This window comes from Streptomyces sp. NPDC048600 (assembly GCF_055587025.1).
On the sequence record NZ_JBVJGZ010000042.1, the window covers coordinates 1 to 20,979 of the forward strand.

Genomic DNA, 20,979 nt, shown 5'->3' on the forward strand with positions numbered 1-20,979 from the left:
GTCGATGGGCTTCGTGCCGTGCAGGGCGCCGTTCGCCTTGCCGCGACCGCGCGGGGTGCGGATCGCGTCGTACACGTACGCTTCGGTGCTCACGTGGAGGCCTTTCAACGAGGGTTTCGGGGCGCGGAGGATTCGGTCGTCAGTCGTGGTACGTCCCAGTCCCGGGCCACGTCCGCGGTGTCGGCGCCGGGCACGGCCGGGCCGCCGCGGACGGCGGTGGGGGTGGCGGAGAAGCGGGGCGCGGGGGCGGGCTGGGTGATGCCGCCGTGGTCGGTGAAGGTGCCGCGGGCGGCGAGGTGGGGGTGGTGCGGGGCCTCGCTCAGCGACAGCACGGGCGCCACGCACGCGTCGGAGCCCTCGAAGACGGCCGCCCACTCGTCGCGGGTACGGGTCCTGAAGCGGGCCACGACCGCCTCGCGCAGTTCTCCCCAGCGGGTGAGGTCCTGGTGCGCGGAGGCGAGTTCGGGGATGCCGAGGAGGCCGACGAACTCGTCGTAGAACCGGCTCTCCAGGGCGCCGACGGCCATGTACCGCCCGTCGGCCGTCTCGTAGGTGCCGTAGTAGGGGCAGCCGCCGTCGAGGAGGTTGGATCCGCGCCGGTCCTGCCAGCCTCCGGCGGCGACCATGCCGTGGATCATCGAGGCGAGGTGGGCCGCGCCGTCGACGATGGCCGCGTCGACGACCTGGCCGGTGCCGGTGGCGCGGGCGTGATGCAGGGCGGCGAGGACGCCGACGACGAGGTAGAGCGAGCCGCCCGCGTAGTCGCCGACGAGGTTCGCGGGCACGGCCGGGGGCTCGTCGGGGGCGCCGATCATGCCGAGGGTGCCGGTGAGCGCGATGTACGCGATGTCGTGGCCCGCGCGTTGGGCCAGCGGGCCGTCCTGGCCCCAGCCCGTCATCCGGGCGTACACCAGGGCGGGGTTGCGGGCGTGGCAGTCCCCGGGGCCGACGCCGAGCCGCTCGGCGACCCCGGGGCGGTAGCCCTCGATCAGGACGTCGGCGCGCGCGACGAGGTCGAGCACGCGCGCGGGGCCGTCCGCGGACTTCAGGTCCACCAGCACCGACCGCTTGCCGCGGTTGGTGATGTCGTACGCCGGGTCGATCCCGAGGCCGGGGCCGCCGGGGCGGTCCACCCGGACCACGTCCGCGCCCAGGTCGGCCAGCAGCATCGCCGCGAACGGGCCGGGGCCGATCCCGGCCAGCTCGACCACGCGCACACCCGTGAGCGGGCCCTGCCCTGGCGTCTTCGCCGTCGTCATCCGGCCCCCAAGCCGCTTGTGACACCACTGATGTAACACCAGCGATGTTAAGAACACGTTCCAGTCCGGGCAAGACCCGAAAGAGCAAGCGCTTAGACAATCTACGGCGACAGGGGGTGGCCCGGCAGTATCCGGGCCGGGCGGGCGGGGATTTGTCCGGCACGTCGTGTCGTGCGGCGAGGGTGCGTGCCGGGCGTCGCCACGCCGCGGAGATCCGCCAGGAGGGGCCTGGGCCCTGTCGTCAGACTCCCGCCTGCCCCGCGACGCCATGCACGCTCCCCCACTTCGTGGGAGGTGCCCCCACTCGCCGCACCGGGCACAAGCCCGAGTACGTCCGGTACGAGGGCTTGCTCCCGGCACTCCCCCAGAGGGGGGAACCCCCAGAGCACGCACCTGACGCCGCAGGGCCGCCCTCCGGGCGACGACGGGAGTTCGACGACAGGACCTAGCGCGCGTCCAGCTCCGCCGTCAGGCGTTTCGGCGCGACCGCGCGGTAGCTCTCCTCGACCCAGTCGCACACCAGATCGGCCCGCGGGCTGCCCGTGCCGGCCAGCGGGACGCTGACCCAGCCCGCCTTGCCGAGGCCGTAGCCGGCGGGTTCGGCGCCGGGGAAGGTCATGGCGTGGGCGTGGGTGGTCTCGTCCTTGAGCTTGACCGTCACGCCCAGGGGATAGCTGCCGTCGGTGACGCCGAGGAAGACGAACACCTTCTTGTTGACCTTGACGACCGTCTCGCCCCAGGGGAAGTCCTCGGCGGCGTCCGGCAGCCCGAGGGCGAACTCTCGCACTTTCTCCCACTTCTTCAGGGCACTTCTGGCCACCGCCACCGCACACCTCCGGCCTCGTCGTCGGGCTCCGCACCTCTCACGCTAGCCTCAGCCACCGACAACGGCGCGAGCCGCGGGATCGAGGGGTGTCATGAGCAGGCTGAACAAGGCGGAACGTCCGTACGACATCGTGCTCTTCGGAGCCACCGGCTTCGTGGGGAGACTCACCGCCGAGTACCTCGCGACGAACGCGCCCGAGGGACTGCGCTGGGCGGTCGCCGCCCGTGACGAGGGCAAGCTGGAACGACTCCGCGACGGGCTGCCCGGCGGCGACAAGGTGGGCCTGCTGGTCGCCGACGTGGCCGACCCGGAGTCCCTGCGCGCGCTGGCCGCACAGGCGCGCGTGGTCGCGACGACCGTCGGGCCCTTCGTGCTCCACGGCGAGGCGCTGGTCGCCGCTTGCGCGGACGCGGGCACCGACTACCTGGACATCACCGGGGAGCCGGAGTTCGTGGACCTGATGTACGTCCGGCACGACGCCCGGGCGCGGGAGACCGGCGCCCGGCTGGTGCACGCCTGCGGCTTCGACTCCATGCCGCACGACCTCGGCGCGTACTTCACGGTCCAGCAGCTGCCGGAAGAGGTGCCGCTGACCGTGGACGGCTTTGTCTCGGCCGACGCGGGCTTCTCCGGGGGCACGTTCGCCTCGGCTCTCGGCCAGTTCGCGCGCGGGCGCCAGATGATCGCGGCCGCCCGGGACCGGCGGCGCCACGAGCCGCGGCTGATGGGCCGCCGGGCGTCGACGCCCACCGGGGCGCCCCGCTACGCCGCCGAGGTCGATGCCTGGGCGCTGCCGCTGCCGACCATCGATCCGCAGATCGTGGGCCGCTCGGCCCGGTCGCTGGAGCGCTACGGCCCCGACTTCCGCTACCGCCACTACGCCGCCGTACGGCATCTGCCGGTCGCGATCGGCGGGACGGCGGCGATCGGCACGCTGTTCGCCGCCGCCCAGGTGCCGGCCGCGCGCCGCTGGCTGACCGGGCGGCTGCGGTCCGGCGAGGGGCCGGGCGCCGAGAAGCGGGCGAAGAGCTGGTTCTCCGTGCGGTTCGTCGGGGAGGGCGGGGGGCGACGGGTGTACACCGAGGTGTCGGGCGGCGACCCCGGCTACGGCGAGACGGCCAAGATGTTCGCCGAGGCGGCGCTGTCTCTCGCCTTCGACGATCTGCCGCCGACGGCGGGGCAGGTGACGACCGCGGTGGCGATGGGGGACGCGCTGATCGGGCGGCTGACTCGGGCGGGGATCACGTTCCGGGTTGCGGCGGTTCGCTGAGCCGGGCCGCTCGACGGGGCGGTGTGGGTGTGGCGGTGCCGCGGCGTTGTGGCTGGTTTGCGCAGTTCCCCGCGCCCCTTGGGTGTGTGGGGGCTGGCGTGCGTTTGGCCGTGCCGCGGCGTCGTGGTTGATCGCGCAGTTCCCCGCGCCCCTTCAGGTGCGTGGGGGCCGGCGTCGTCGTGGCCGTGCCGCGGCGTCGTGGCTGGTTCGCCCGGTTCCCCGCGCCCCTTTGGGTGTGTGGGGGCTGAGGAGTTATTTCGTTGTTGCCTCGCGTAGGGCCTGGCGGCACAGGGCGTCTGCTCGGCGGGTGGTTTCTGGGAGGCGGTAGCTGGGGGTGAGGGTCAGGACGTGGGCGCAGGCCGTGTCCAGTTGGGCGCGGTGGCCCACGGAGACGTACACCGGCTTGACCCCGTCGCGGGTGCGCAGGGCGCGGCCGACCTCCTCCTCGTCCGCCAGCAGCGGCGCGACGGAGCCCCGGGGCTCGGCGAGCTCGCCGTGGGTGAAGGTGAAGGGGTTCTTCGCGACGCCGATCGTCGGCAGCCCGGTCAGCACGCCCAGGTGACTGGCGAGCCCGAACCGGCGCGGATGGGCCAGGCCGTAGCCGTCGCAGACGACCAGGCCGGGCGGACAGGGCAGGGCGTCGAGGGCGGCGAGCACGGTCGGGATCTCCCGGAAGGCCAGCAGCCCGGGGACGTAGGGGAAGGAGATCCGACCCACCGCGGTCGTCTCGGCGACCACGCCGAGGCTCGCCGCGTCCAGCACCACGGCCGCCGCGGCGACGAGGTCGCGCTCGTCGTCGTAGGCCACGTCGACCCCGGTGACGTACCCCGTTCCGGGCGGCGGTCCCGGCTCGTCCAGCACCACCCGCCCGCGCAACTCGTCCTGCACAGCGCGGGCTTGTTCCTCGGTCGCGGGCCAGCCCGCGGGAATGCTTACCGTCGTCATGATGGGAACGAGCGTACGGTCCCGCCGGTCCGCCCGTGCGGCCGTGACAGTAGGCTCGCGATCATGTTCGTACTGGAACTGACCTACACCGCACCGCTGGAGGCCGTGGACGCCGTGCTGTCGGCGCATGTGGCCTGGCTCGACGAGCAGTACGCGCAGGGCCGGTTCCTGGCGTCCGGGCGCAAGAACCCCCGTGAGGGCGGTGTGATCATCGCCGTCGCGCCGGACCGCGCCGAGATCGAACGGGTCACCGCGGGCGACCCGTTCGTCACGGCCGGGGTGTGCGCGTACCGCGTCACCGAGTTCGTCGCGACGAAGACGGCTCCCGGGCTGGAGCGGTACCGGGAGCCGCGGACCTAGGTCCGGTCAGCGTTCCAGGCGTGCCACGCGGCCCTTCTCGCCGGAGGCCCAGCAGCTGCGGTCCGGCGCGCAGTCGACGGTGTCGTACGAGCCCGTGTCCACGGTCCGCCAGGTGCGGCCGGCGTCGGTGGTCAGGTCGGTGCCGGTCGGGCCGACCGCGAGGGCGGCGGCGCGGCTGTACGGGAGCCAGGCGACGCCCGAGCGGTAGGCGGGCGGCGGCTCGGCGGCGGGCCGCCAGGTGCGGCCGCCGTCGGCGGTGCGTGCCCCGGCCTGCGGGGAGGCCTGGTCGGGGCGGTAGTCGCCGCCGACGGCGAGGCCGTGCACGCGGTCGCGGAAGGCGAGCGCGAACACTCCGCGCGCCGGGTCGCCCGCGGGCACCGGCGTGTCGGCCGCCGTCCAGGTCAGCCCGCGGTCGGCGGAGTGCAGCACACGCGCGCGTGCCGCGCCGCCGGTGGCGAGCCAGACGTCCTTCGGGCCGGAGGCGACCAGGCACTGGCCGCTCGCGGCGAACCCTGCCTCGCCCTCCAGCGCGGCCGGCATGCCCTCGGCGGGCAGCACCCGCCAGGTGCGGCCGCCGTCGCCGGTGGACAGGATGCGGAACCTGCCGTCGACCGGGTCGCTCATCGCCAGGCCGTGCCGCTGGTCGAAGAAGGTGAGGCAGTCGTAGAAGGCCCGTGCGTCGGTGTTGCGGAAGGACTCGGTCCAGGTCGCCCCGCCGTCGTCGGTGCGGTACACCCGCGAGCTCTCGCCCTCACCGATCGCCAGCACCACCGCCCGCCGGGCGTCGAAGGCCTCGATGTCCCGGAACTGGAGCTCCTGGGCGCCCGGCGGAGAGACGTTCCGCCAGCTCTCGCCGCCGTCGGTGGTACGCAGGACCGTGCCGGCGCTGCCGGACACCCAGGCGACCCGGCCGCTGACGGCCGAGAGGCCCCGGAAGCGGACCGTGGCCGTCCCGGCGTCCTGGAGATCCTTGAGCTCCCAGTGCGGCTGTCCCCGCCCCGGGCCGTGCGCCTGCGCCGGTACGGCCGTGAGCGCGGCCAGCGCCGCCCCGCACGCCACCGCCGCGGCCACCGCCCGCCCCGCTCGTCGTGCCCGTCCCGTGCTTCCCGTCCCTCGCGTGCTCCCCATACGCCTCATGGCGCGCGAAGCTAGCCGACCTGTCCGGACCCGTCCAGAGGGCCTCCACGCGCGCGTGCGCCTCCGAAAAGCCGGAGGAGTGAGTCACGGCCGTGAAGGAACACGGTGACAGAGGTCACTGAGCTCTCGGGTGCACGCCATGGCCGGTTCGCTCGTCTTCTTCATCAAGGGGCCTCATCCACCCGGTACCCGTCCCGCCGTCGCAAGGGAGCAAGGCCTTGTCCACCTTGATCGAGCAGCCCGTCGAGGCCCGACTGATCTCCGCCGCGCCGCGGATGCAGCACATCCCGGCCACGCTGCACTACGACCCGTGCGACCCGTTCGCCGTCCACATGATCTTCCCGGCCGAGGCCACCCTGGAGGGCGTCGAGGTCTGCTGGACCTTCTCCCGCGACCTGCTGGCGGCGGGTCTGACGGGCTCCGAGGGGTACGGGGACGTCCGGGTCCGGCCGTACGGCTACGAGCGCACCGAGCTGGAGTTCCACGCGCCGGAGGGCACGGCCGTGGTGCATCTGCACTCGGGCGACGTGCGCGACTTCCTGGCCGCGACGGACGCGCTGGTGCCGGTGGGCCACGAGCACCTCATGATCGACCTGGACCACGATCTCGCGGAGCTGATGCGCGACGCCTGCTGATCCGGACACCTGCTTACCCGGACGGCTGCTGATCCGGACTGCTACCGATCCGGACTGCTGCCCGGTGACCTCGCCGGTCGCTCCCGGCCCCTGCCCGCCGCCTCCGGCGGTCGTCCTCCGCGCACCCCGCCGTAATTCCGTTGACGGCCGTAGGGCCGTCTCCTACGGTTGGTCTCGGTCCTGTTGTCGTCGATTGGAGAAGGACGTTGCTCGTCTGAGGTCCTGAGACACCGCGTCACACCCGTAAGAGGTGTGCGCCGCGTGCGACCTCGGCGTTCGAGCCGTCCCGACGAAGCAGGGCTTTTCCCATGCCCGGCCTCTCCCCCGTCCCGGGGTATCGGTCGCCGCCTCCCGGTGTCTCGACACGCGTCTGCCCTGAACCGTCACGCATTCGCGGAGGCCCCGTATGCATACTTCGATCACCTGCAACTCCCTGTCGTTCTCCTGGTCCGACGGCACCCCTGTCCTGGAGGAGCTCGACGTCTCCTTCGGCCCCGGGCGGACCGGACTCGTCGGCGTCAACGGGGCCGGGAAGTCGACCCTGCTGAAACTGATCGCCGGTGAACTCGCCCCTTCCGAGGGCACCGTGCGCGTCGCGGGCGAGGTCGGACATCTCCCGCAGAACGTCACCCTCGACACCTCGCTGAAGGTCGACCAGGTGCTCGGCATCGCCGGGCAACGGGCCGCGCTGCACGCCATCGAGGCCGGTGACGTGTCCGAACAGCACTTCGAGACGGTCGGCGACGACTGGGACGTGGAGGAGCGCGCGCTCGCCACGCTCGGCGAACTCGGGCTGGGCCACATCGGCCTGGACCGCACGACCGGCGAACTGTCGGGCGGCGAGACGGTGTTGCTGCGCCTCGCCGCACTCCTGCTGCGCCGCCCGGACGTACTGCTGCTGGACGAGCCGACGAACAACCTCGACCTGTACGCGCGCCGAAGGCTGTACGAGGCCGTGCGGTCCTGGCCGGGCGTCCTCGTCGTGGTCAGCCACGACCGCGAACTGCTCGACCTGGTCGACCAGATCGCGGACCTGCGCTCCGGCGAGGTCACCTGGTACGGCGGCAACTACTCCGACTACGAGGAGGCTCTCGCCGTCGAACAGGACGCCGCCGAGCGGATGGTGCGCGTGGCCGAGTCCGATCTGCGCAAGCAGAAGCGCGAACTGGCCGACGCCCACCTCAAACTGGCCCGCCGCAAGCGCTACGGCCAGAAGATGTGGGACACCAAGCGCGAGCCGAAGATCGTCATGGGGGCGCGCAAGCGGGCCGCCCAGGAGTCCGCGGGCAAGCACCGGATCATGCACGAGGAGAAGCTCGCCGAGGCGAAGGACCGGCTCGACGAGGCGGTGGAGGCCGTACGGGACGACGACGAGATCCGTGTCGACCTGCCGTACACGGCCGTACCACCGGGCCGCGAGGTGCTCATGCTCCGGGATCTGGAGCTGGCCCACGCCGGGCGGGTGGCGGGTGGGCTGGATCTGCGCGGGCCGGAGCGGGTGGCGCTGATCGGGCGCAACGGCGCGGGCAAGACGACACTGCTGCGCACGATCGCCGGAGAGCTGGCGCCGGTGTCGGGCGAGGTACAGGCCCATGTGCCGCTCCGTTTTCTGCCGCAGCGGCTGGACGTGCTCGACGACGCGCTGACGGTCGCCGAGAACGTGGCCCGGTTCGCGCCGGGCGCCACCAACAACCGGGTGCGGGCGCGGCTGGCCCGCTTCCTGTTCCGGGGCGCCCGCGCGGACCAGCAGGCGGGCACGCTGTCCGGCGGCGAGCGTTTCCGGGCGGCCCTGGCCGCGCTGATGCTGGCCGAGCCGGCGCCGCAGCTGCTGATGCTGGACGAGCCGACGAACAACCTGGACATGGCGAGCGTCCGGCAGCTCACCACGGCCCTGGAGTCCTACGAGGGCGCCCTGGTCGTGGCCAGTCACGACCTGCCCTTCCTGGAGTCCATCGGCATCACGCGCTGGCTGATGCTGGACGGGGAGCTGCGGGAGGTCACTCCGGAGGAGGTCGCGGATCCCGCCTAGGGCGAACGGGCGCCGGGGCACGGGCAGTGGCGGGGCGCGAGTGGTGGCGGGAGCCGCTCGCGTCCGTACCCTCTGTTACTGCCGAGTATTTCAGGAGGGCCACAGGTCGACAACGAGGGTTTTGTCCCCGCGTGCGGCCTGTGCATGATGGCTCCTCCGGCGCGGACGCACGGCGCCGGTGACGCCCCACCCGATACGGAGATCCCCTCGTGCCCAGCAGGAAAGCACTCGTCCGCCGCCCCGGCCCCCGGCTCGCCGAGGGCCTCGTCACGCACATCGAGCGCGCCGAGGTCGACGCCGGCCTGGCGGCCGAGCAGTGGGAGGCGTACACCGAGGCGCTGCGCGAGAACGGCTGGGAGACCGTCGAGGTGGACCCGGCGGACGACTGCCCGGACGCGGTGTTCGTCGAGGACACGGTCGTGATGTACCGGAACGTGGCGCTGATCGCGCGGCCCGGGGCCGAGTCCCGGCGCGCGGAGACCGCCGCGGTCGAGGAGGCGGTCGCCTCGCTCGGCTGCTCGGTGAACTGGGTCTGGGAGCCCGGCACGCTGGACGGCGGCGACGTGCTGAAGATCGGCGACACGATCTTCGTGGGCCGGGGCGGGCGGACCAACGCGGACGGTGTGCAGCAGCTGCGCGCCGCCTTCGAGCCGCTCGGGGCGCGGGTGGTCGCGGTGCCGGTGTCCAAGGTGCTCCACCTGAAGTCGGCGGTCACGGCGCTGCCGGACGGGACGGTCGTCGGGCACATCCCGATGATGGACCAGCCCTCGCTGTTCGGGCGTTTCCTGCCGGTTCCGGAGGAGTCCGGGGCGCATGTGGTGCTGCTCGGCGGCGACAAGCTGCTGATGGCGGCGAGCGCGCCGAAGACGGCCGAGCTGTACCGCTCCCTCGGTTACTCGCCGGTCGTGGTCGACATCGGCGAGTTCGAGAAGCTCGAGGGATGTGTGACGTGCCTCTCGGTGCGACTGCGGGAGCTGTACGCCTGACCGGGTGAGCCGATCACCCGTCCAGCCCTGGGACCTGCGGGTCCCGGGGCTGTTTCGCATGCCCGTGCGAGGCCGCTGACCAGGGATCTTGAAGGGGCTCTTTACCGCGTTCTTAACCTACGGCTTCGTAACCTACGGGTTCGTAGCCTACGATCCCGTAGGTTCCGGCGCCGCGCGCCGCGCGCTCCTCCCCCAGTGCCCCCAGGGCCTGGGGAGCACCCCCGATCTGCTCTGCGTCCCCTGGAGTACCCGTGACGATCGCTTCTCCCCATCTCGGCAGCCCTTCCGTGTGGACCGACGCCCGGCTGTTGTACGCGTTGGAGGAAGTGGTCGAGAAGGAGCTGAACCGGCACCTGCAGATCGCCAAGGACTGGATGCCGCACGAGTACGTCCCGTTCGGCGACGCCCGTAACTTCCCCGGGTTCTTCGAGGACGGGGAGGCCTGGGCGAAGGACCAGTCCAAGGTCACCGAGATCGGCCGGATCGCGCTGGTGGTCAACCTGCTGACCGAGGACAACCTGCCGAGCTACCACCACGAGATCGCCACGCTGTTCGGGCGGGAGGGCGCGTGGGGCACGTGGGTGCACCGCTGGACGGCGGAGGAGGGGCGGCACGGCATCGTCATGCGCGACTATCTGCTGGCCTCCCGGGCGGTGGACCCGGACCAGCTCGAACGTTTCCGCATGTCGCACATGAGCGAGGGCTTCGAGTCGGACAACCGGCACTCGATGCTGCACTCCATCGCGTACGTGGCCTTCCAGGAGCTGGCCACCCGGATCTCGCACCGCAACACCGGCCATCAGTCCGGGGACCCGGTCTGCGACCGGATGCTCGCGCGGATCGCGACCGACGAGAACCTGCACATGGTGTTCTACCGGAATCTGCTGAAGTCGGCGTTCGAGCTCGCGCCCGATCTGACCATGCAGGCCGTGCGGGACGTCGTGGTCGACTTCCGGATGCCCGGGCACGGCATTCCCGGCTTCGAGCGGGCCGCGGCGCAGATGGCCATCGGTGAGGTGTACAACCTGCGGATCCACCATGACGACGTGCTGCAGCCCGTGCTGCGCTTCCTGAAGATCATGGAGATCGACGGGCTCGGGCCCGAGGGGCTGCAGGCGCAGGAGGAGCTGGGGCTGTTCATGGGCGGGCTCGACGCGGAGGCCTCCAAGTTCGACGAGAAGCTTGCGGCTCGTAAGGCGCGGATGGCTGCGCGGGCGGGGGGCTGAGGGTCGGTCCCCTTCGCGGGGGCGGTGTGGTTTCGCCCGGGGCGGGTGCGGTTTCGCCGTGGGCGGGTTTCGCCGTGGGCGGGTGCGGGTGGGTTGTGGCTGGTCGCGCAGTTCCCCGCGCCCCTTTAGGGCGTTTGCGCCGAAGCCCGGCCCGGAAGCCGGAGGCGGCGACGATGCTGGTCGCGCCCGCGCGGCGGAGCCGCAGATTGAAACAGCCCCGCGCCCCTTTAGGCGTTTGCGCCGAAGCCCGGGAGCCGGCGGCGATGCTGGTCGCGCCCGCGCGGCGGAGCCGCAGATTGATACAGTCCCGCGCCCCTTATGGCGATTGCGCCGAAGCCCGGCCCGGAAGCCGGAGGCGGCGGCGATGCTGGTCGCGCCCATGCGGCGGAGTCGCAGGTTGATACAGTCCCGCGCGCCTTGGTGGCGTTTGCGCCGAAGTCCGGCCGGAGAGCAGGACGCGGCGCGCCCTTGAGGGCGTTTGCGGTGAGGTCCAGCCCTGGGGCTGGAGGCGGTGGCTCAGCCGGGGGTGCGGCGGAGGTGTAGGCGTTCCTTTTCGGAGAGGCCGCCCCAGACGCCGAAGCGTTCGTCGTGGGTGAGGGCGTATTCGAGGCAGGCCGCGCGGGTGTCGCACATGCCGCAGATCCGCTTGGCCTCGCGGACCGAGCTGCCGGGCTCGGGGAAGAAGAAGTCCGCCCCGGTCTGCGCGCACAGGGCCTGGGCCTGCCAGGCGGGGCCGGCCGGGGAGAGCGTGTCGGTGTGCATGGACGAGATCGTGCCGGGCGGCGCAAAACGTTCGATCAACGCGACATCAACGCGGCTCGCCCGGCCGTTTCGGCGCGCACCTGGCGCGGCCCGTCGATGATGCCGCGCCATCGGCACGCAACGCACGGCGGCGCGCGGTGGGCGGTTGTCGGTGGGCGGTGCAAGACTCGGCAGTGCAGGCAGACGGGCCGCTTCCGAGGAGGGCGCTGATGCTCACGACGCGTTTCGTCCAGGGCGCTCCGAACTGGATCGATCTCGCCACGCCCGACATCGACGGGGCGACCGCCTTCTACGGCGGCCTGTTCGGCTGGCAGTTCGCTTCGGCGGGGCCCGGGACCGGCGGGTACGGGTACTTCCGGCTGGGCGGCAAGAGAGTCGCCGGGGGCATGCAGACCACGCCGGAGGAGTGGCCGCCGTCCTGGGCCGTCCATTTCAAGAGCTCCGACGCCGACGCCACCGCCAGGACCGCCGAGGAGGCGCACGGCTCGGTGGTGCTGCGGCCGACCGATCTCAAGGAGCAGGGCAGGATGGCGGTCCTCGCCGACCGCGCGGGCGTGCCGTTCGGCATCTGGCAGCCGGGGCCGGACAAGGGCCTGGACCTGGTGCAGGCGCCGGGCGCGCTGTTCTGGCTGGAGCTGTACACCCCTGACATCGCCGCGGCGGCCGGTTTCTATCACAAGGTGCTCGGCTGGGAGACCGCCTCCATCACCTACCCCGGCGGCATCTACACCTGCTTCAACCCGGCCGGCCAGAGCGAGGACACCATGTTCGCGGGCCTGGTCCCCCTCGACGAGGACCCGACGAAGGCCGACGCTCCGTACTGGCTGATCTACATCGAGGTCACGGACGCCGACGCTGCCGTCGCACGTGCACAGGAGCTGGGCGGGAGCGTGCTGATGCCCGCGACCGACCTCCCGGACGTCGGCCGTATCGCCGTACTCGCCGACCCGTACGGCGCCCGTTTCGCCGTCATCAAGAGCGTGCCGCCCGCGTAGGGCCCGAGGCGCGCAGAGGGCTCGGGGCGCCGCTACGCGCTCGCCCTGCGCACCAGTGTCGTCGGCAGTACCGTGCCGGCCGCGGGTCCGCGCTCGCCCGTGAGGCGGCGCAGCAGGAGCCTGGCCATGAGGCGGCCCATCTCCTCTATGGGCTGGCGGACGGTCGTCAGGGGCGGGTCGGTCTGCTCGGCGAGCGGCAGCATGTCGTCGAAGCCGACGACGGCGACGTCCTCGGGCACGCGCCGCCCCCGTTCGCGCAGCACGCGCAGGGCGCCGGCCGCGGACAGGTCGTTGGCGGCGAAGACGGCGTCCAGGTCGGGGCGGCGGTCCAGCAGTTCCCGCATCGCCCGTTCCCCGCCGCCCGGCGTGAAGTCGCCCGCCGCGATCAGACCCGGGTCGGACTCCCCCACCGTGTCCCGGTAGCCGTCCAGACGGTCCGCCGCGGACGTCTGGTCCAGCGGGCCGGTGATGTGCGCGATCCGGCTGCGGCGGAGCCCGGCCAGATGCCGTACGGCGTCCCGCGCGCCGCCCCGGTTGTCGCTGTCGACGTACACCGTCCCCGGCCCGGCGCCCGGCGTGTCGCCCCAGCCGGGGCGGCCGCCGAACACCGCGGGGACCCCGGCGCCCCGGATGAGTCCGGGCAGCGGGTCGTCCAGGTGCAGGGAGAACACCAGCGCGCCGTCGACATGTCCGCCCGCGAGATAGCGCCCGACCCGGCCGTGGTCCTCGGACCCCTCGGTGAGCAGCAGCACGAGCTGGTTGTCGTGGGCCGTCAACTCCTTGCTGATGCCGCGGAGTTGGAGCGCGAAGAAAGGGTCGGCGAAGACCCGGGTCTCGGGCTCGGCGATGACCACCGCGACGGCGTCGTGCCGCCGGGTCACCAGGCTGCGGGCGGCCTGGTTGGGGACGTAGCCCAGCTCCTCCACGGCCTGCCGGACCCGCCGGACGAGGGGTTCGCGCACGCCGTCGCCGCCGTTGACGACGCGGGAGACGGTGGCCCGTGACACCCCGGCGCGTTCGGCCACGGCCTCCAGGGTGGGGCGCGGCACGCTCTCGGTCACGGTCCGACTCCTCATCTGCGGCTCGCGGATCAGGATAGCCAGACGTCAGGACGCCTCGGGCTTCGGCTTCTTGGCCCGGCTGGGCTGCACCCGCTTCGGCTCGCCCGGCATCTTGGGGTACTCCGGCGGATAGGGCAGGTCGCCCAGGCCGTGGTCGTGCTCGTCCTTGGTGGCCAGCTCCAGCAGGCCCTCCAGGGAGAAGGCGTGGTCGTCCATGTCGGCGTGCACATCGCCGACTTCGGCGAAACGCGCGGGCATCGTCCTCAGGTCGAAGTCGGCGGGGTGGGCCTCACCGACCTCCTCCCAGCGCAGCGGCGCGGAGACCGGGGCGTGCGGGCGGGGCCGTACGGAGTAGGCGGAGGCGATGGTGCGGTCGCGGGCGGTCTGGTTGTAGTCGACGAAGATGCGCTCGCCGCGTTCCTCCTTCCACCATTTGATGGTGACCTGCTCCGGCATCCGGCGCTCCAGTTCGCGGCCCACCGCGATGGCGGCGCGGCGGACCTGGGTGAACGTCCAGCGCGGTTCGATGGGCACGAAGACATGCAGTCCGCGTCCGCCGGAGGTCTTGGGCCAGCCGCGCAGACCGCCGAACTCCTCCAGCACGGCGCGCAGTTCGTGCGCGGCGCGGACGGCGTCGTCGAAGTCGGTGCCGGGCTGCGGGTCGAGGTCGATGCGCAGTTCGTCGGGCCGGTCGACGTCGGCGCGGCGGACCGGCCAGGGGTGGAAGGTGAGGGTGCCGTACTGGGCGGCCCACAGCACGGCGGCCTCCTCGGTGGGGCACATCTCGTCCGCGCTGCGGCCGCTGGGGAAGGTGATGTGGGCGGTGGGGATCCAGTCGGGCATGTTCTTCGGGGCCCGCTTCTGGAAGAAGAACTCGCCGTTCACCCCGTCGGGGTAGCGCTCCAGGGTGGTGGGCCGGTCGCGCAGGGCGCGCAGGATGCCGGGGGCGACGGCCTGGTAGTAGCGGGCGAGGTCCAGCTTGGTGAAGCCGGGCTCCGGGAAGAAGACCTTGTCCGGGTTGGACAGCCGTACGGTCCGCCCGGCCAGTTCCAGTTCCACCGCTTCGCCCATGCGGCCACCGTAGGCGCGGCGCGTGGACCTCGCACACCGGGCGGAGGCGGGCGGCCGCGCGCAGAATCGGACCATGGACCTGCCGGTGATGCCGCCCGTGAAGCCGATGCTCGCCAAGTCGGTGGCGAAGATCCCGCCGGGGATGCAGTACGAGGCCAAGTGGGACGGCTTCCGGGCGATCGTGTTCCGTGACGGCGCCGAGGTGGAGCTGGGCAGCCGTACGGGCAAGCCGTTGACCAGGTATTTTCCCGAGCTGGTGGCGGCGCTGCGGGAGCGGGTGCCGCAGCGCTGCGTCCTGGACGGGGAGATCGTGATCGCCCGGGAGGGGCGGCTGGACTTCGACGCGCTCACCGAGCGGATCCATCCCGCCGACTCCAGGGTGCGCACCCTGGCCGAGCGCACCCCGGCCTCGTTCGTCGCCTTCGACCTGCTGGCGCTCGACGACGAGTCGCTGCTCGACACACAGCTGACCGACCGGCGGGCGCTGCTCGCCAGGGCGCTCGCCGAGGCGACCCCGCCCGTGCATCTGGCACCGGCGACGACCGATGTGGATCTCGCGCAGACCTGGTTCGAGCAGTACGAGGGCGCGGGGCTGGACGGCGTCATCGCCAAGCCGCCCGCGGGGCGCTATCTCCAGGACGAGCGGGCCATGTTCAAGATCAAGCACGAGCGGACGGCGGACGTCGTCGTGGCCGGCTACCGCTTCCACAAGAGCGGTCCGATCGTCGGCTCGCTGCTGCTCGGGCTCCACGACGACCGGGGCGTCCTCCAGCACGTCGGTGTGTCGGCGGCGTTCCCGATGAAGCGGCGCGCCGAGCTGGTCGAGGAGCTGGAGCCGCTGCGCATGGACGACGCCACGGGGCATCCGTGGGCGGCCTGGTCGGACGAGACCGCCCACGAGACGGCCCGGCTGCCGGGGGCGCCGAGCCGCTGGTCGGGCAAGAAGGATCTGTCCTGGGTGCCGCTGCGCCCGGAGCGGGTGGCGGAGGTCGCCTATGACCACATGGAGAACGGGGCCCGTTTCCGGCACACCGCCCGCTTCCGCCGCTGGCGCCCCGACCGCACGCCGGACAGCTGCACCTACGCCCAGCTGGAGGAGCCGGTGCGCTACGACCTCGCGAAGATCCTCGGAGAGAAGGCCTGAGTCAGGGCGTCATCAGCACCTTCACCGCGCCGTCGCTCTTGTGCTGGAACATCTCGTACGCCCGCGGTGCCTCGTCGAGCGGCAGCCGGTGGGTGGCGAAGTCGTCCACGCCCAGCGGGTCCTCGTCGGTGAGGTAGGGCAGGATCTCGTCGCTCCAGCGGCGTACGTTCGCCTGGCCCATGCGGATCTGGAGCTGCTTGTCGAACATCGTGAGCATCGGCAGCGGGTCGGCCATACCGCCGTAGACGCCGACCAGGGACAGGGTGCCGCCGCGCCGGACCAGGTCGATGGCCGTGTAGAGGGCGGCGAGCCGGTCCACACTGAAGCGTTCCGCGAAGGGGGCGCCGAGCTTCCTGGGCAGCAGGCTCGCGGCCTGCTGGGCGAGGCGGGCGGCGGCGCTGCCGTGCGCCTCGGTACCGACGGCGTCGACGACGGCGTCCGGGCCGCGCCCGTCGGTCTCGTCCCGTATCGCGGCCACCAGCTCCTTCTCGTCGGCGTAGTCCCGCAGGTCGTAGGTCTCCACGCCCCGGGCCTCGGCCCGGCGCAGCCGCTCGGGGACCAGGTCCACCCCGAACACCCGCTCCGCGCCGCGCACCCGGGCGATCCGGCAGGCCATGTCCCCGATGGGGCCGAGACCGAGCACGGCGAGGGTGCCGCCCGGCGGGACGTCCGCGTAGGCGACGGCCTGCCAGGCGGTGGGCAGCACGTCGGAGAGGTAGACGAACCGGTCGTCGGGCGGCCCCTCGGGGACCTTGATGGGCCCGAACTGGGCCTGCGGAACGCGCAGATACTCGGCCTGGCCGCCGGGCACCGCGCCGTAGAGCCGGGTGTAGCCGAACAGCGCCGCGCCCATGCCCTCGCCGGTGACCTGGGTGGTCTCGCACTGGGTGGGCAGTGCGTTCAGACACATCCAGCAGCCGCCGCAGGCGATCTGGAACGGCACGACCACGCGGTCCCCGGCGCTGAGGTCGGGCACACCCGCGCCGACCTCCTCGACGATGCCCATGGGCTCGTGCCCGAGGATGTCGCCCGGTGTCATGAACGCCGTCAGCACCTCGTACAGATGCAGGTCGGAGCCGCACAGCCCGGTCGAGGTGATCCGCACGACCGCGTCCGTGGGCTCCTCGATCCGCGGGTCGGGCACCTCCTCCACCCGGACGTCCCGCCGGCCCTGCCAGGTCACAGCCTTCATCGCCCGCTCCTCTCCGTTCGTCGTGGGCAGGCCCCCGTCCGGGTACCCGGGGCGTCACCGGCGAACCGGGCGTGGGCCGATCGGCCGATTCCCGGTGACCGAGGAGGGATACGTGGCCCACCGCGGCGCCCCGACGGGTATGGCCTGCAATGACCTGATGAGCGCACAATCGATGACACAGGACTGGGCGGGTGGCCACGGTGGGCATGGAACACAGGGCGCGCACGCGCCGCGGCGGTACGGCACTGGCCCTGCTGGCCGCCGTGATGACGGCCTCCCTGGCCGCGGGCTGTACCTCCGGGAGCGGGACCCCCGACGACGGACGCGCCCCGGCCGACCCCTCGACGCCGTCCACGCCTGCGGCGGCCACCGGCTCCGTACTCGCCGTGAAGATCGACAACGCCCGGCTCGCCCGCCCGCACACCGGGCTGAACAGCGCGGACGTCGTCTACGTCGAACAGGTCGAGGGCGGCCTGAGCCGGCTGATGGCGGTGTACGCGAACACGCTGCCGGACGACGTCGGCCCGGTGCGCAGCGCCCGGGAGTCGGACCTGGAGCTGCTGCGCCAGTTCGACGAGCCGACGCTCGCCTACTCCGGGGCGCAGCGCAAGCTGATGCCGCTGATCGACGCGGCCCCGCTGCGGGCCGAGCCGCCGGGCCACACCTCCGGCGCCTACTACCGGGGCGCGGGACGCCCGGCCCCGCACAACCTCTATCTGCGCCCGGGCGGCCTGCTGCCCGCCGCGCCCGGCGTCTCCGCCCTGACCACCGGCTTCAGCTACGGCGCCGCGCCCTCGGGCGGCCGGGCGGACACCTCGGAGACGGTGCGCTATCCGGCGGCCCGCTTCACCTTCACCTGGTCCCCCGGCCGGAACGGCTATCTGGTCGCCATGGACGGTACGAGCGCCACCACGACCGACGCCGGACCGCCTGCGCCCGCGACGGTCGTCGTGCAGTACGTGACGGTGCGCGAGTCCGCCTTCCACGACTTCCTCGGCAACAACACGCCCTTCACCGAGACGGTCGGCAGCGGCCGGGCCACGGTGCTGCGCGACGGCAGGGCCTTCGACGCGACCTGGTCACGCCCGACCGCCGAGGACGGCACCCTGTTCACGGGCGGCGACGGTGAGCAGATCGACTTCGCCCCGGGCCAGGTCTGGGTGGTGTTCGCCAAGGCCTGACGCGCCTTGAGGGGTGTCGCCCCTGAGGGCGGCACCCGGCTCTCCGTCCGGCCGGTCAGCCCGGTCAGCGCTGTCCCGGCACCGTCTGGAGTGCCGTGCGCGCCTGGCTCACCAGACCGTCGGCGCCGCAGGAACGGGCCAGGGACAGACCGCGGTTGAGCTCGGTGACCGAGCCGACCGCGATGCCGTACTCGATGCGCGCGGCCGCGTGCTCGTACTGGCAGGGCGACGCCTCCAGATAGGTGACGGCCTGCGCGGCGAGCCGGGCCCTGGCCGGGCCGGTCTCCAGGGCGGCGGCGAGGCGCAGGGCCTCGCCGATCGCGGTGTCCGTGCCGAAGCGCTCGGCCTGGCGGCGGGCGTCGGCGGCCAGCCGGGCGGCACGCGCCGGGTCCTCGGCGGCGAGAGCGCCCGCGAGGTCGACGGTCCAGGGCGCGAGGACGGGGTTGTGCCCGCCCCGGGCGGCGGCCGCCTTCTCGGCCTCGCCGAGTTCGTTGATCCCTTCCTTCGTACGGCCCACCGCGAGCAGCAGCCTGCCGCGCACGGAGCGGGTGTCCGGCAGCACGATGGTGGAGGGGTAGGGCGGGGCGAAGCCGTACCGCTCGGCGAGCGACCAGGCCTCCTCGACATGGCCGCGGGCCAGCAGGGTGTCGACGAGTCCGCAGGTGGCCGACCAGTACAGGGGCAGCCCGCGGCCGACTCGTTCGGCGAGGCGCAGGGACTCGCGCAACACCTTCTCGGCGTCGCGCAGTTGGCCGCGGCGACGGTAGGCCAGCCCCAGGAAGGCGTTGGCCAGGGCGAGATGGCCGCCGCTCCAGCCGGCCGAGGTGTAGGCGCGCAGGGCCTCGGAGAACAGGCTCTCGGCGCGGTCCAGCCGGTCGGAGTAGGCGTAGGAACTGCCGAGCATCATCAGCAGTTCGATGCCCCACTCGGTGTCGGTCCAGCCGAGGCCGGGCGCGAGGCGGCCGTTGACCAGGGCGCGGTCGCAGAGCTCGACGACCTCCTCGGCGTTCTCGCCGTGGGTCATGGCGTCGAAGGCACGCAGGATGAGCAGGGCGCGCTCGGCGTTGTCGCGGCCGGTGCAGGTCGCGGCGAGCCGGGCGAGCCGCTCGGAGCGTCCCGGGGAGGCGGCCTCGCCCGCGTAGATGCCCTCCCACATGTACTGCACGGCCTGGAGCCGCAGCCGGGCGGGCCCGTCCTCCTGGCGGGCGGCCTCCGCTTCGACGGTACGGACGGCCTGTTCGAGCTGGTCGTTGTGGAGCAGGGCCTGGGAGAGGCGGTAGACGGCGTCCACGCGTGCACCGCCGTCCAGGCCCGGCATGGCGAGCGCGGCCTGGAGATGGCCGATGGTGGTCGCGGGCGCGGTGAGCAGGGTGGCGCAGCCGAGTTCGAACAGCAGCCGGGCGTGCACCTCCTGGCGGGGCGGCTCGTCCAGCGCGCGCTCCAGGCAGCGGCGGGCGGCGTCCGGGGCGCCGACGGCGAGGTGTTCGGCGGCGGCCTCGCGCAACTGCTCGACGAGGTCGGCGTCGTCGTCCGGGTGGACCCTGAGCAGATGGCGGGAGGCCGCGGCGGCACCGAGACCGGAGTCCGTGACGACCTGGGCGGCGATGCCGTGCATCGCGGTGCGTAGGCCGTCCGGGATGGAGTTGTAGACGGCGGAGGCGATGAGCGGGTGGACGAACTCCAGGTCCCCGTCCTCGGGTTGGGCGGACGCGGGGTCGGGCTCGGTCAGGATGCGGGCGTTGCACAGGAGTTCGGCGCAGCGCCTGGCGTCGTCGTACGCCATGGTGGCCAGGCGGGCCACCAGGTCGACGGTGATGCCGGTGCCGAGGATTGCGGCCGCCCAGGCGAACCGGGTCGCGTCGACGCCGAGTCCCTCGAGCCGGGCGACCAGGCCGCCGCCGCGCGCCGTGCGGTTCAGGGCGCGCAGTTCACCGGCCGAGGAGTCGGTCGGGTCCAGTTCGCTGTCCTGGACCTTGGCGAGGAGTTCGACGGTCTCGTAGGGGTTGCCGCCGGTGACGGCCCAGACCTCGCGGCAGAACGGGGCGTCGGCGTGGGCGCCGAGGGCGAGCCGGGTGAGGCCGGCCGCGGCCTCCGGGGTGAGCGCGCTGAGGCTGGTGACCGGGCCGCTCGCGGCGGCGACGGCGTCGAGGTGACGGGCGCTGTCGCCGGCCACGTCACCGGGCCTGCGGGCGACGACCACCAGGACGGACAGGTCGTCGAGGCGCTCGGCGAACGCGGCGAGCCAGCGCAGGGTCTCCTGGTCGGCCCAGTGGGCGTCGTCGATCAGCAGGACGAGCGGCCACTCCCGGCGGGCGAGGCGTCGCACGGCGGCCACGAGTCCGTCGCACACGCCCTGCGGGTCGGCCTGACGCTCGGTCGGCTCCGCTATGCCGAGGGCGGGCCCTGCGATGTCGTACCAGTCGCCGAGGTACTCGCGCGCCTCCTCGGGCAGCAGCGAGACCAGGGCCGGCTGGAGGAGCTGGCGGACGACGTTGAAGGGGACGGACCTCAGGGTCTCGCCGCCGCGCGCGGACCAGACCGTGCAGCCGCGCTCCTCGGCGATGCGGCGGGCCTCCTGGAGCAGGGCGGTCTTGCCGAGCCCCGCCTCGCCGCGGAACACCAGCAGCCTGCCCGCAGACGACCGGTCGGAGCACAGGGTGCCGACCGCCTCCGTGATGGCGGCGACTTCCTCGTCGCGCTCCCACAGGGAAGCCGAGGCGGCCGCAGTGGGCCGTACCTCCGTCATCCCGCTACCTCCCCATGTCGCCCGGACTGCGTACAGACCTCGAGCCTAGCCGTCCGGCGGCACTGGTGGAGGCGGGTCAGGGCAGCTCTTCCCGCGAGAGGTGACGGGGAGGGCGCCGGGTGATGCGAGGGGCGCGCGCAGGGGCGCGAAGGGA

The 20,979-nt window shown here is 73.0% G+C and carries 18 protein-coding genes; 9 read left to right on the forward strand and 9 right to left on the reverse strand.

The window, feature by feature from the left end; all coding sequences use genetic code 11:
- Nucleotides 1-104: 104 nt before the first annotated feature.
- Together ACZ6SQ_RS35310 and ACZ6SQ_RS35315 are read right to left on the reverse strand one after the other, a co-directional pair.
- On the reverse strand, nt 105-1,259 hold the full coding sequence (locus tag ACZ6SQ_RS35310) for a CaiB/BaiF CoA transferase family protein (protein ID WP_469569542.1): 1,155 nt from the start codon (nt 1,257-1,259) through the stop codon (nt 105-107).
- Between the two features lie 445 nt (nt 1,260-1,704).
- A complete protein-coding gene (locus ACZ6SQ_RS35315) occupies nt 1,705-2,085 on the reverse strand; it encodes an MmcQ/YjbR family DNA-binding protein (RefSeq protein ID WP_469569544.1) in 381 nt (126 codons plus the stop codon).
- Nucleotides 2,086-2,176: 91 nt separating this feature from the next.
- On the opposite strand from ACZ6SQ_RS35315, the gene ACZ6SQ_RS35320 reads away from it, so the two are divergent.
- On the forward strand, nt 2,177-3,355 hold the full coding sequence (locus ACZ6SQ_RS35320; RefSeq protein ID WP_469569546.1) for a saccharopine dehydrogenase family protein: 1,179 nt from the start codon (nt 2,177-2,179) through the stop codon (nt 3,353-3,355).
- 252 nt (nt 3,356-3,607) lie between these two features.
- Here ACZ6SQ_RS35320 and ACZ6SQ_RS35325 read toward each other — a convergent pair whose 3' ends face one another.
- Nucleotides 3,608-4,300, reverse strand: a complete 693-nt coding sequence (locus ACZ6SQ_RS35325) for an endonuclease V (RefSeq protein ID WP_469569547.1) — start codon at nt 4,298-4,300, stop codon at nt 3,608-3,610.
- Nucleotides 4,301-4,363: 63 nt separating this feature from the next.
- Between ACZ6SQ_RS35325 and ACZ6SQ_RS35330 the strand changes: the two genes are divergently transcribed.
- Nucleotides 4,364-4,660 (forward strand): YciI family protein, encoded by a 297-nt coding sequence (locus tag ACZ6SQ_RS35330; RefSeq protein WP_469569549.1) that lies wholly within the window; start codon nt 4,364-4,366, stop codon nt 4,658-4,660.
- A gap of 6 nt (nt 4,661-4,666) precedes the next feature.
- Here ACZ6SQ_RS35330 and ACZ6SQ_RS35335 read toward each other — a convergent pair whose 3' ends face one another.
- Nucleotides 4,667-5,788, reverse strand: coding sequence for a WD40/YVTN/BNR-like repeat-containing protein (locus ACZ6SQ_RS35335; RefSeq protein WP_469569551.1), 1,122 nt, complete (start codon nt 5,786-5,788; stop codon nt 4,667-4,669).
- A 227-nt stretch (nt 5,789-6,015) separates the two neighbouring features.
- Here ACZ6SQ_RS35335 and ssgD point away from each other — a divergent pair, with 227 nt between their 5' ends.
- The 4 genes from ssgD to ACZ6SQ_RS35355 all read left to right on the forward strand — a co-directional run bounded on the left by ssgD (nt 6,016) and on the right by ACZ6SQ_RS35355 (nt 10,673).
- Nucleotides 6,016-6,432 (forward strand): spore wall synthesis regulator SsgD, encoded by a 417-nt coding sequence (ssgD, locus tag ACZ6SQ_RS35340; protein ID WP_386378335.1) that lies wholly within the window; start codon nt 6,016-6,018, stop codon nt 6,430-6,432.
- A 406-nt stretch (nt 6,433-6,838) separates the two neighbouring features.
- Entirely contained in the window at nt 6,839-8,461 is a 1,623-nt protein-coding gene (locus ACZ6SQ_RS35345) for an ABC-F family ATP-binding cassette domain-containing protein (RefSeq protein ID WP_469569553.1), read from the forward strand.
- A 209-nt stretch (nt 8,462-8,670) separates the two neighbouring features.
- A complete protein-coding gene (gene ddaH, locus ACZ6SQ_RS35350) occupies nt 8,671-9,447 on the forward strand; it encodes a dimethylargininase (RefSeq protein ID WP_469569555.1) in 777 nt (258 codons plus the stop codon).
- Nucleotides 9,448-9,698: 251 nt separating this feature from the next.
- The gene (locus tag ACZ6SQ_RS35355) at nt 9,699-10,673 is read left to right on the forward strand and encodes an acyl-ACP desaturase (protein ID WP_469569557.1); all 975 of its coding nucleotides are present in this window, start codon (nt 9,699-9,701) and stop codon (nt 10,671-10,673) included.
- Nucleotides 10,674-11,189: 516 nt separating this feature from the next.
- Here ACZ6SQ_RS35355 and ACZ6SQ_RS35360 read toward each other — a convergent pair.
- On the reverse strand, nt 11,190-11,435 hold the full coding sequence (locus ACZ6SQ_RS35360; RefSeq protein WP_469569559.1) for a WhiB family transcriptional regulator: 246 nt from the start codon (nt 11,433-11,435) through the stop codon (nt 11,190-11,192).
- A 209-nt stretch (nt 11,436-11,644) separates the two neighbouring features.
- On the opposite strand from ACZ6SQ_RS35360, the gene ACZ6SQ_RS35365 reads away from it, so the two are divergent.
- Nucleotides 11,645-12,430, forward strand: coding sequence for a VOC family protein (locus ACZ6SQ_RS35365; RefSeq protein WP_469569561.1), 786 nt, complete (start codon nt 11,645-11,647; stop codon nt 12,428-12,430).
- Nucleotides 12,431-12,462: 32 nt separating this feature from the next.
- On the opposite strand, the gene ACZ6SQ_RS35370 is transcribed toward ACZ6SQ_RS35365, so the two are convergent.
- Nucleotides 12,463-13,491, reverse strand: a complete 1,029-nt coding sequence (locus ACZ6SQ_RS35370; RefSeq protein WP_469569563.1) for a LacI family DNA-binding transcriptional regulator — start codon at nt 13,489-13,491, stop codon at nt 12,463-12,465.
- 45 nt (nt 13,492-13,536) lie between these two features.
- Nucleotides 13,537-14,562, reverse strand: a complete 1,026-nt coding sequence (gene ligD / locus ACZ6SQ_RS35375; protein WP_469569566.1) for a non-homologous end-joining DNA ligase — start codon at nt 14,560-14,562, stop codon at nt 13,537-13,539.
- 73 nt (nt 14,563-14,635) lie between these two features.
- Here ligD and ACZ6SQ_RS35380 point away from each other — a divergent pair, with 73 nt between their 5' ends.
- Nucleotides 14,636-15,706: an ATP-dependent DNA ligase gene (locus ACZ6SQ_RS35380; protein ID WP_469569568.1), complete on the forward strand. Its 1,071-nt coding sequence runs from the start codon at nt 14,636-14,638 to the stop codon at nt 15,704-15,706.
- 1 nt (nt 15,707) lies between these two features.
- Here ACZ6SQ_RS35380 and ACZ6SQ_RS35385 read toward each other — a convergent pair whose 3' ends face one another.
- Nucleotides 15,708-16,898 carry a zinc-dependent alcohol dehydrogenase gene (locus ACZ6SQ_RS35385; protein ID WP_469569570.1) on the reverse strand — a complete coding sequence of 397 codons (1,191 nt, stop codon included), beginning with the start codon at nt 16,896-16,898 and terminating at the stop codon, nt 15,708-15,710.
- A gap of 206 nt (nt 16,899-17,104) precedes the next feature.
- Between ACZ6SQ_RS35385 and ACZ6SQ_RS35390 the strand changes: the two genes are divergently transcribed.
- The gene (locus tag ACZ6SQ_RS35390) at nt 17,105-18,079 is read left to right on the forward strand and encodes a DUF3048 domain-containing protein (protein WP_469569572.1); all 975 of its coding nucleotides are present in this window, start codon (nt 17,105-17,107) and stop codon (nt 18,077-18,079) included.
- 64 nt (nt 18,080-18,143) lie between these two features.
- Here ACZ6SQ_RS35390 and ACZ6SQ_RS35395 read toward each other — a convergent pair whose 3' ends face one another.
- Nucleotides 18,144-20,825, reverse strand: coding sequence for an ATP-binding protein (locus tag ACZ6SQ_RS35395; protein WP_469569574.1), 2,682 nt, complete (start codon nt 20,823-20,825; stop codon nt 18,144-18,146).
- Between the last annotated feature and the right edge of the window lie 154 nt (nt 20,826-20,979).

Bases quoted from the DNA above. Each gene is read 5' to 3' on its own strand.
- ACZ6SQ_RS35310 (WP_469569542.1), bottom strand. From the start codon at position 1,259: ATGACGACGGCGAAGACGCCAGGGCAGGGCCCGCTCACGGGTGTGCGC.
- ACZ6SQ_RS35320 (WP_469569546.1), top strand. From the start codon at position 2,177: ATGAGCAGGCTGAACAAGGCGGAACGTCCGTACGACATCGTGCTCTTC.
- ACZ6SQ_RS35325 (WP_469569547.1), bottom strand. From the start codon at position 4,300: ATGACGACGGTAAGCATTCCCGCGGGCTGGCCCGCGACCGAGGAACAA.
- ACZ6SQ_RS35330 (WP_469569549.1), top strand. From the start codon at position 4,364: ATGTTCGTACTGGAACTGACCTACACCGCACCGCTGGAGGCCGTGGAC.
- ACZ6SQ_RS35335 (WP_469569551.1), bottom strand. From the start codon at position 5,788: ATGGGGAGCACGCGAGGGACGGGAAGCACGGGACGGGCACGACGAGCG.
- ACZ6SQ_RS35345 (WP_469569553.1), top strand. From the start codon at position 6,839: ATGCATACTTCGATCACCTGCAACTCCCTGTCGTTCTCCTGGTCCGAC.
- ACZ6SQ_RS35360 (WP_469569559.1), bottom strand. From the start codon at position 11,435: ATGCACACCGACACGCTCTCCCCGGCCGGCCCCGCCTGGCAGGCCCAG.
- ACZ6SQ_RS35365 (WP_469569561.1), top strand. From the start codon at position 11,645: ATGCTCACGACGCGTTTCGTCCAGGGCGCTCCGAACTGGATCGATCTC.
- ligD (WP_469569566.1), bottom strand. From the start codon at position 14,562: ATGGGCGAAGCGGTGGAACTGGAACTGGCCGGGCGGACCGTACGGCTG.
- ACZ6SQ_RS35380 (WP_469569568.1), top strand. From the start codon at position 14,636: ATGGACCTGCCGGTGATGCCGCCCGTGAAGCCGATGCTCGCCAAGTCG.
- ACZ6SQ_RS35385 (WP_469569570.1), bottom strand. From the start codon at position 16,898: ATGAAGGCTGTGACCTGGCAGGGCCGGCGGGACGTCCGGGTGGAGGAG.
- ACZ6SQ_RS35390 (WP_469569572.1), top strand. From the start codon at position 17,105: ATGGAACACAGGGCGCGCACGCGCCGCGGCGGTACGGCACTGGCCCTG.
- ACZ6SQ_RS35395 (WP_469569574.1), bottom strand. From the start codon at position 20,825: ATGACGGAGGTACGGCCCACTGCGGCCGCCTCGGCTTCCCTGTGGGAG.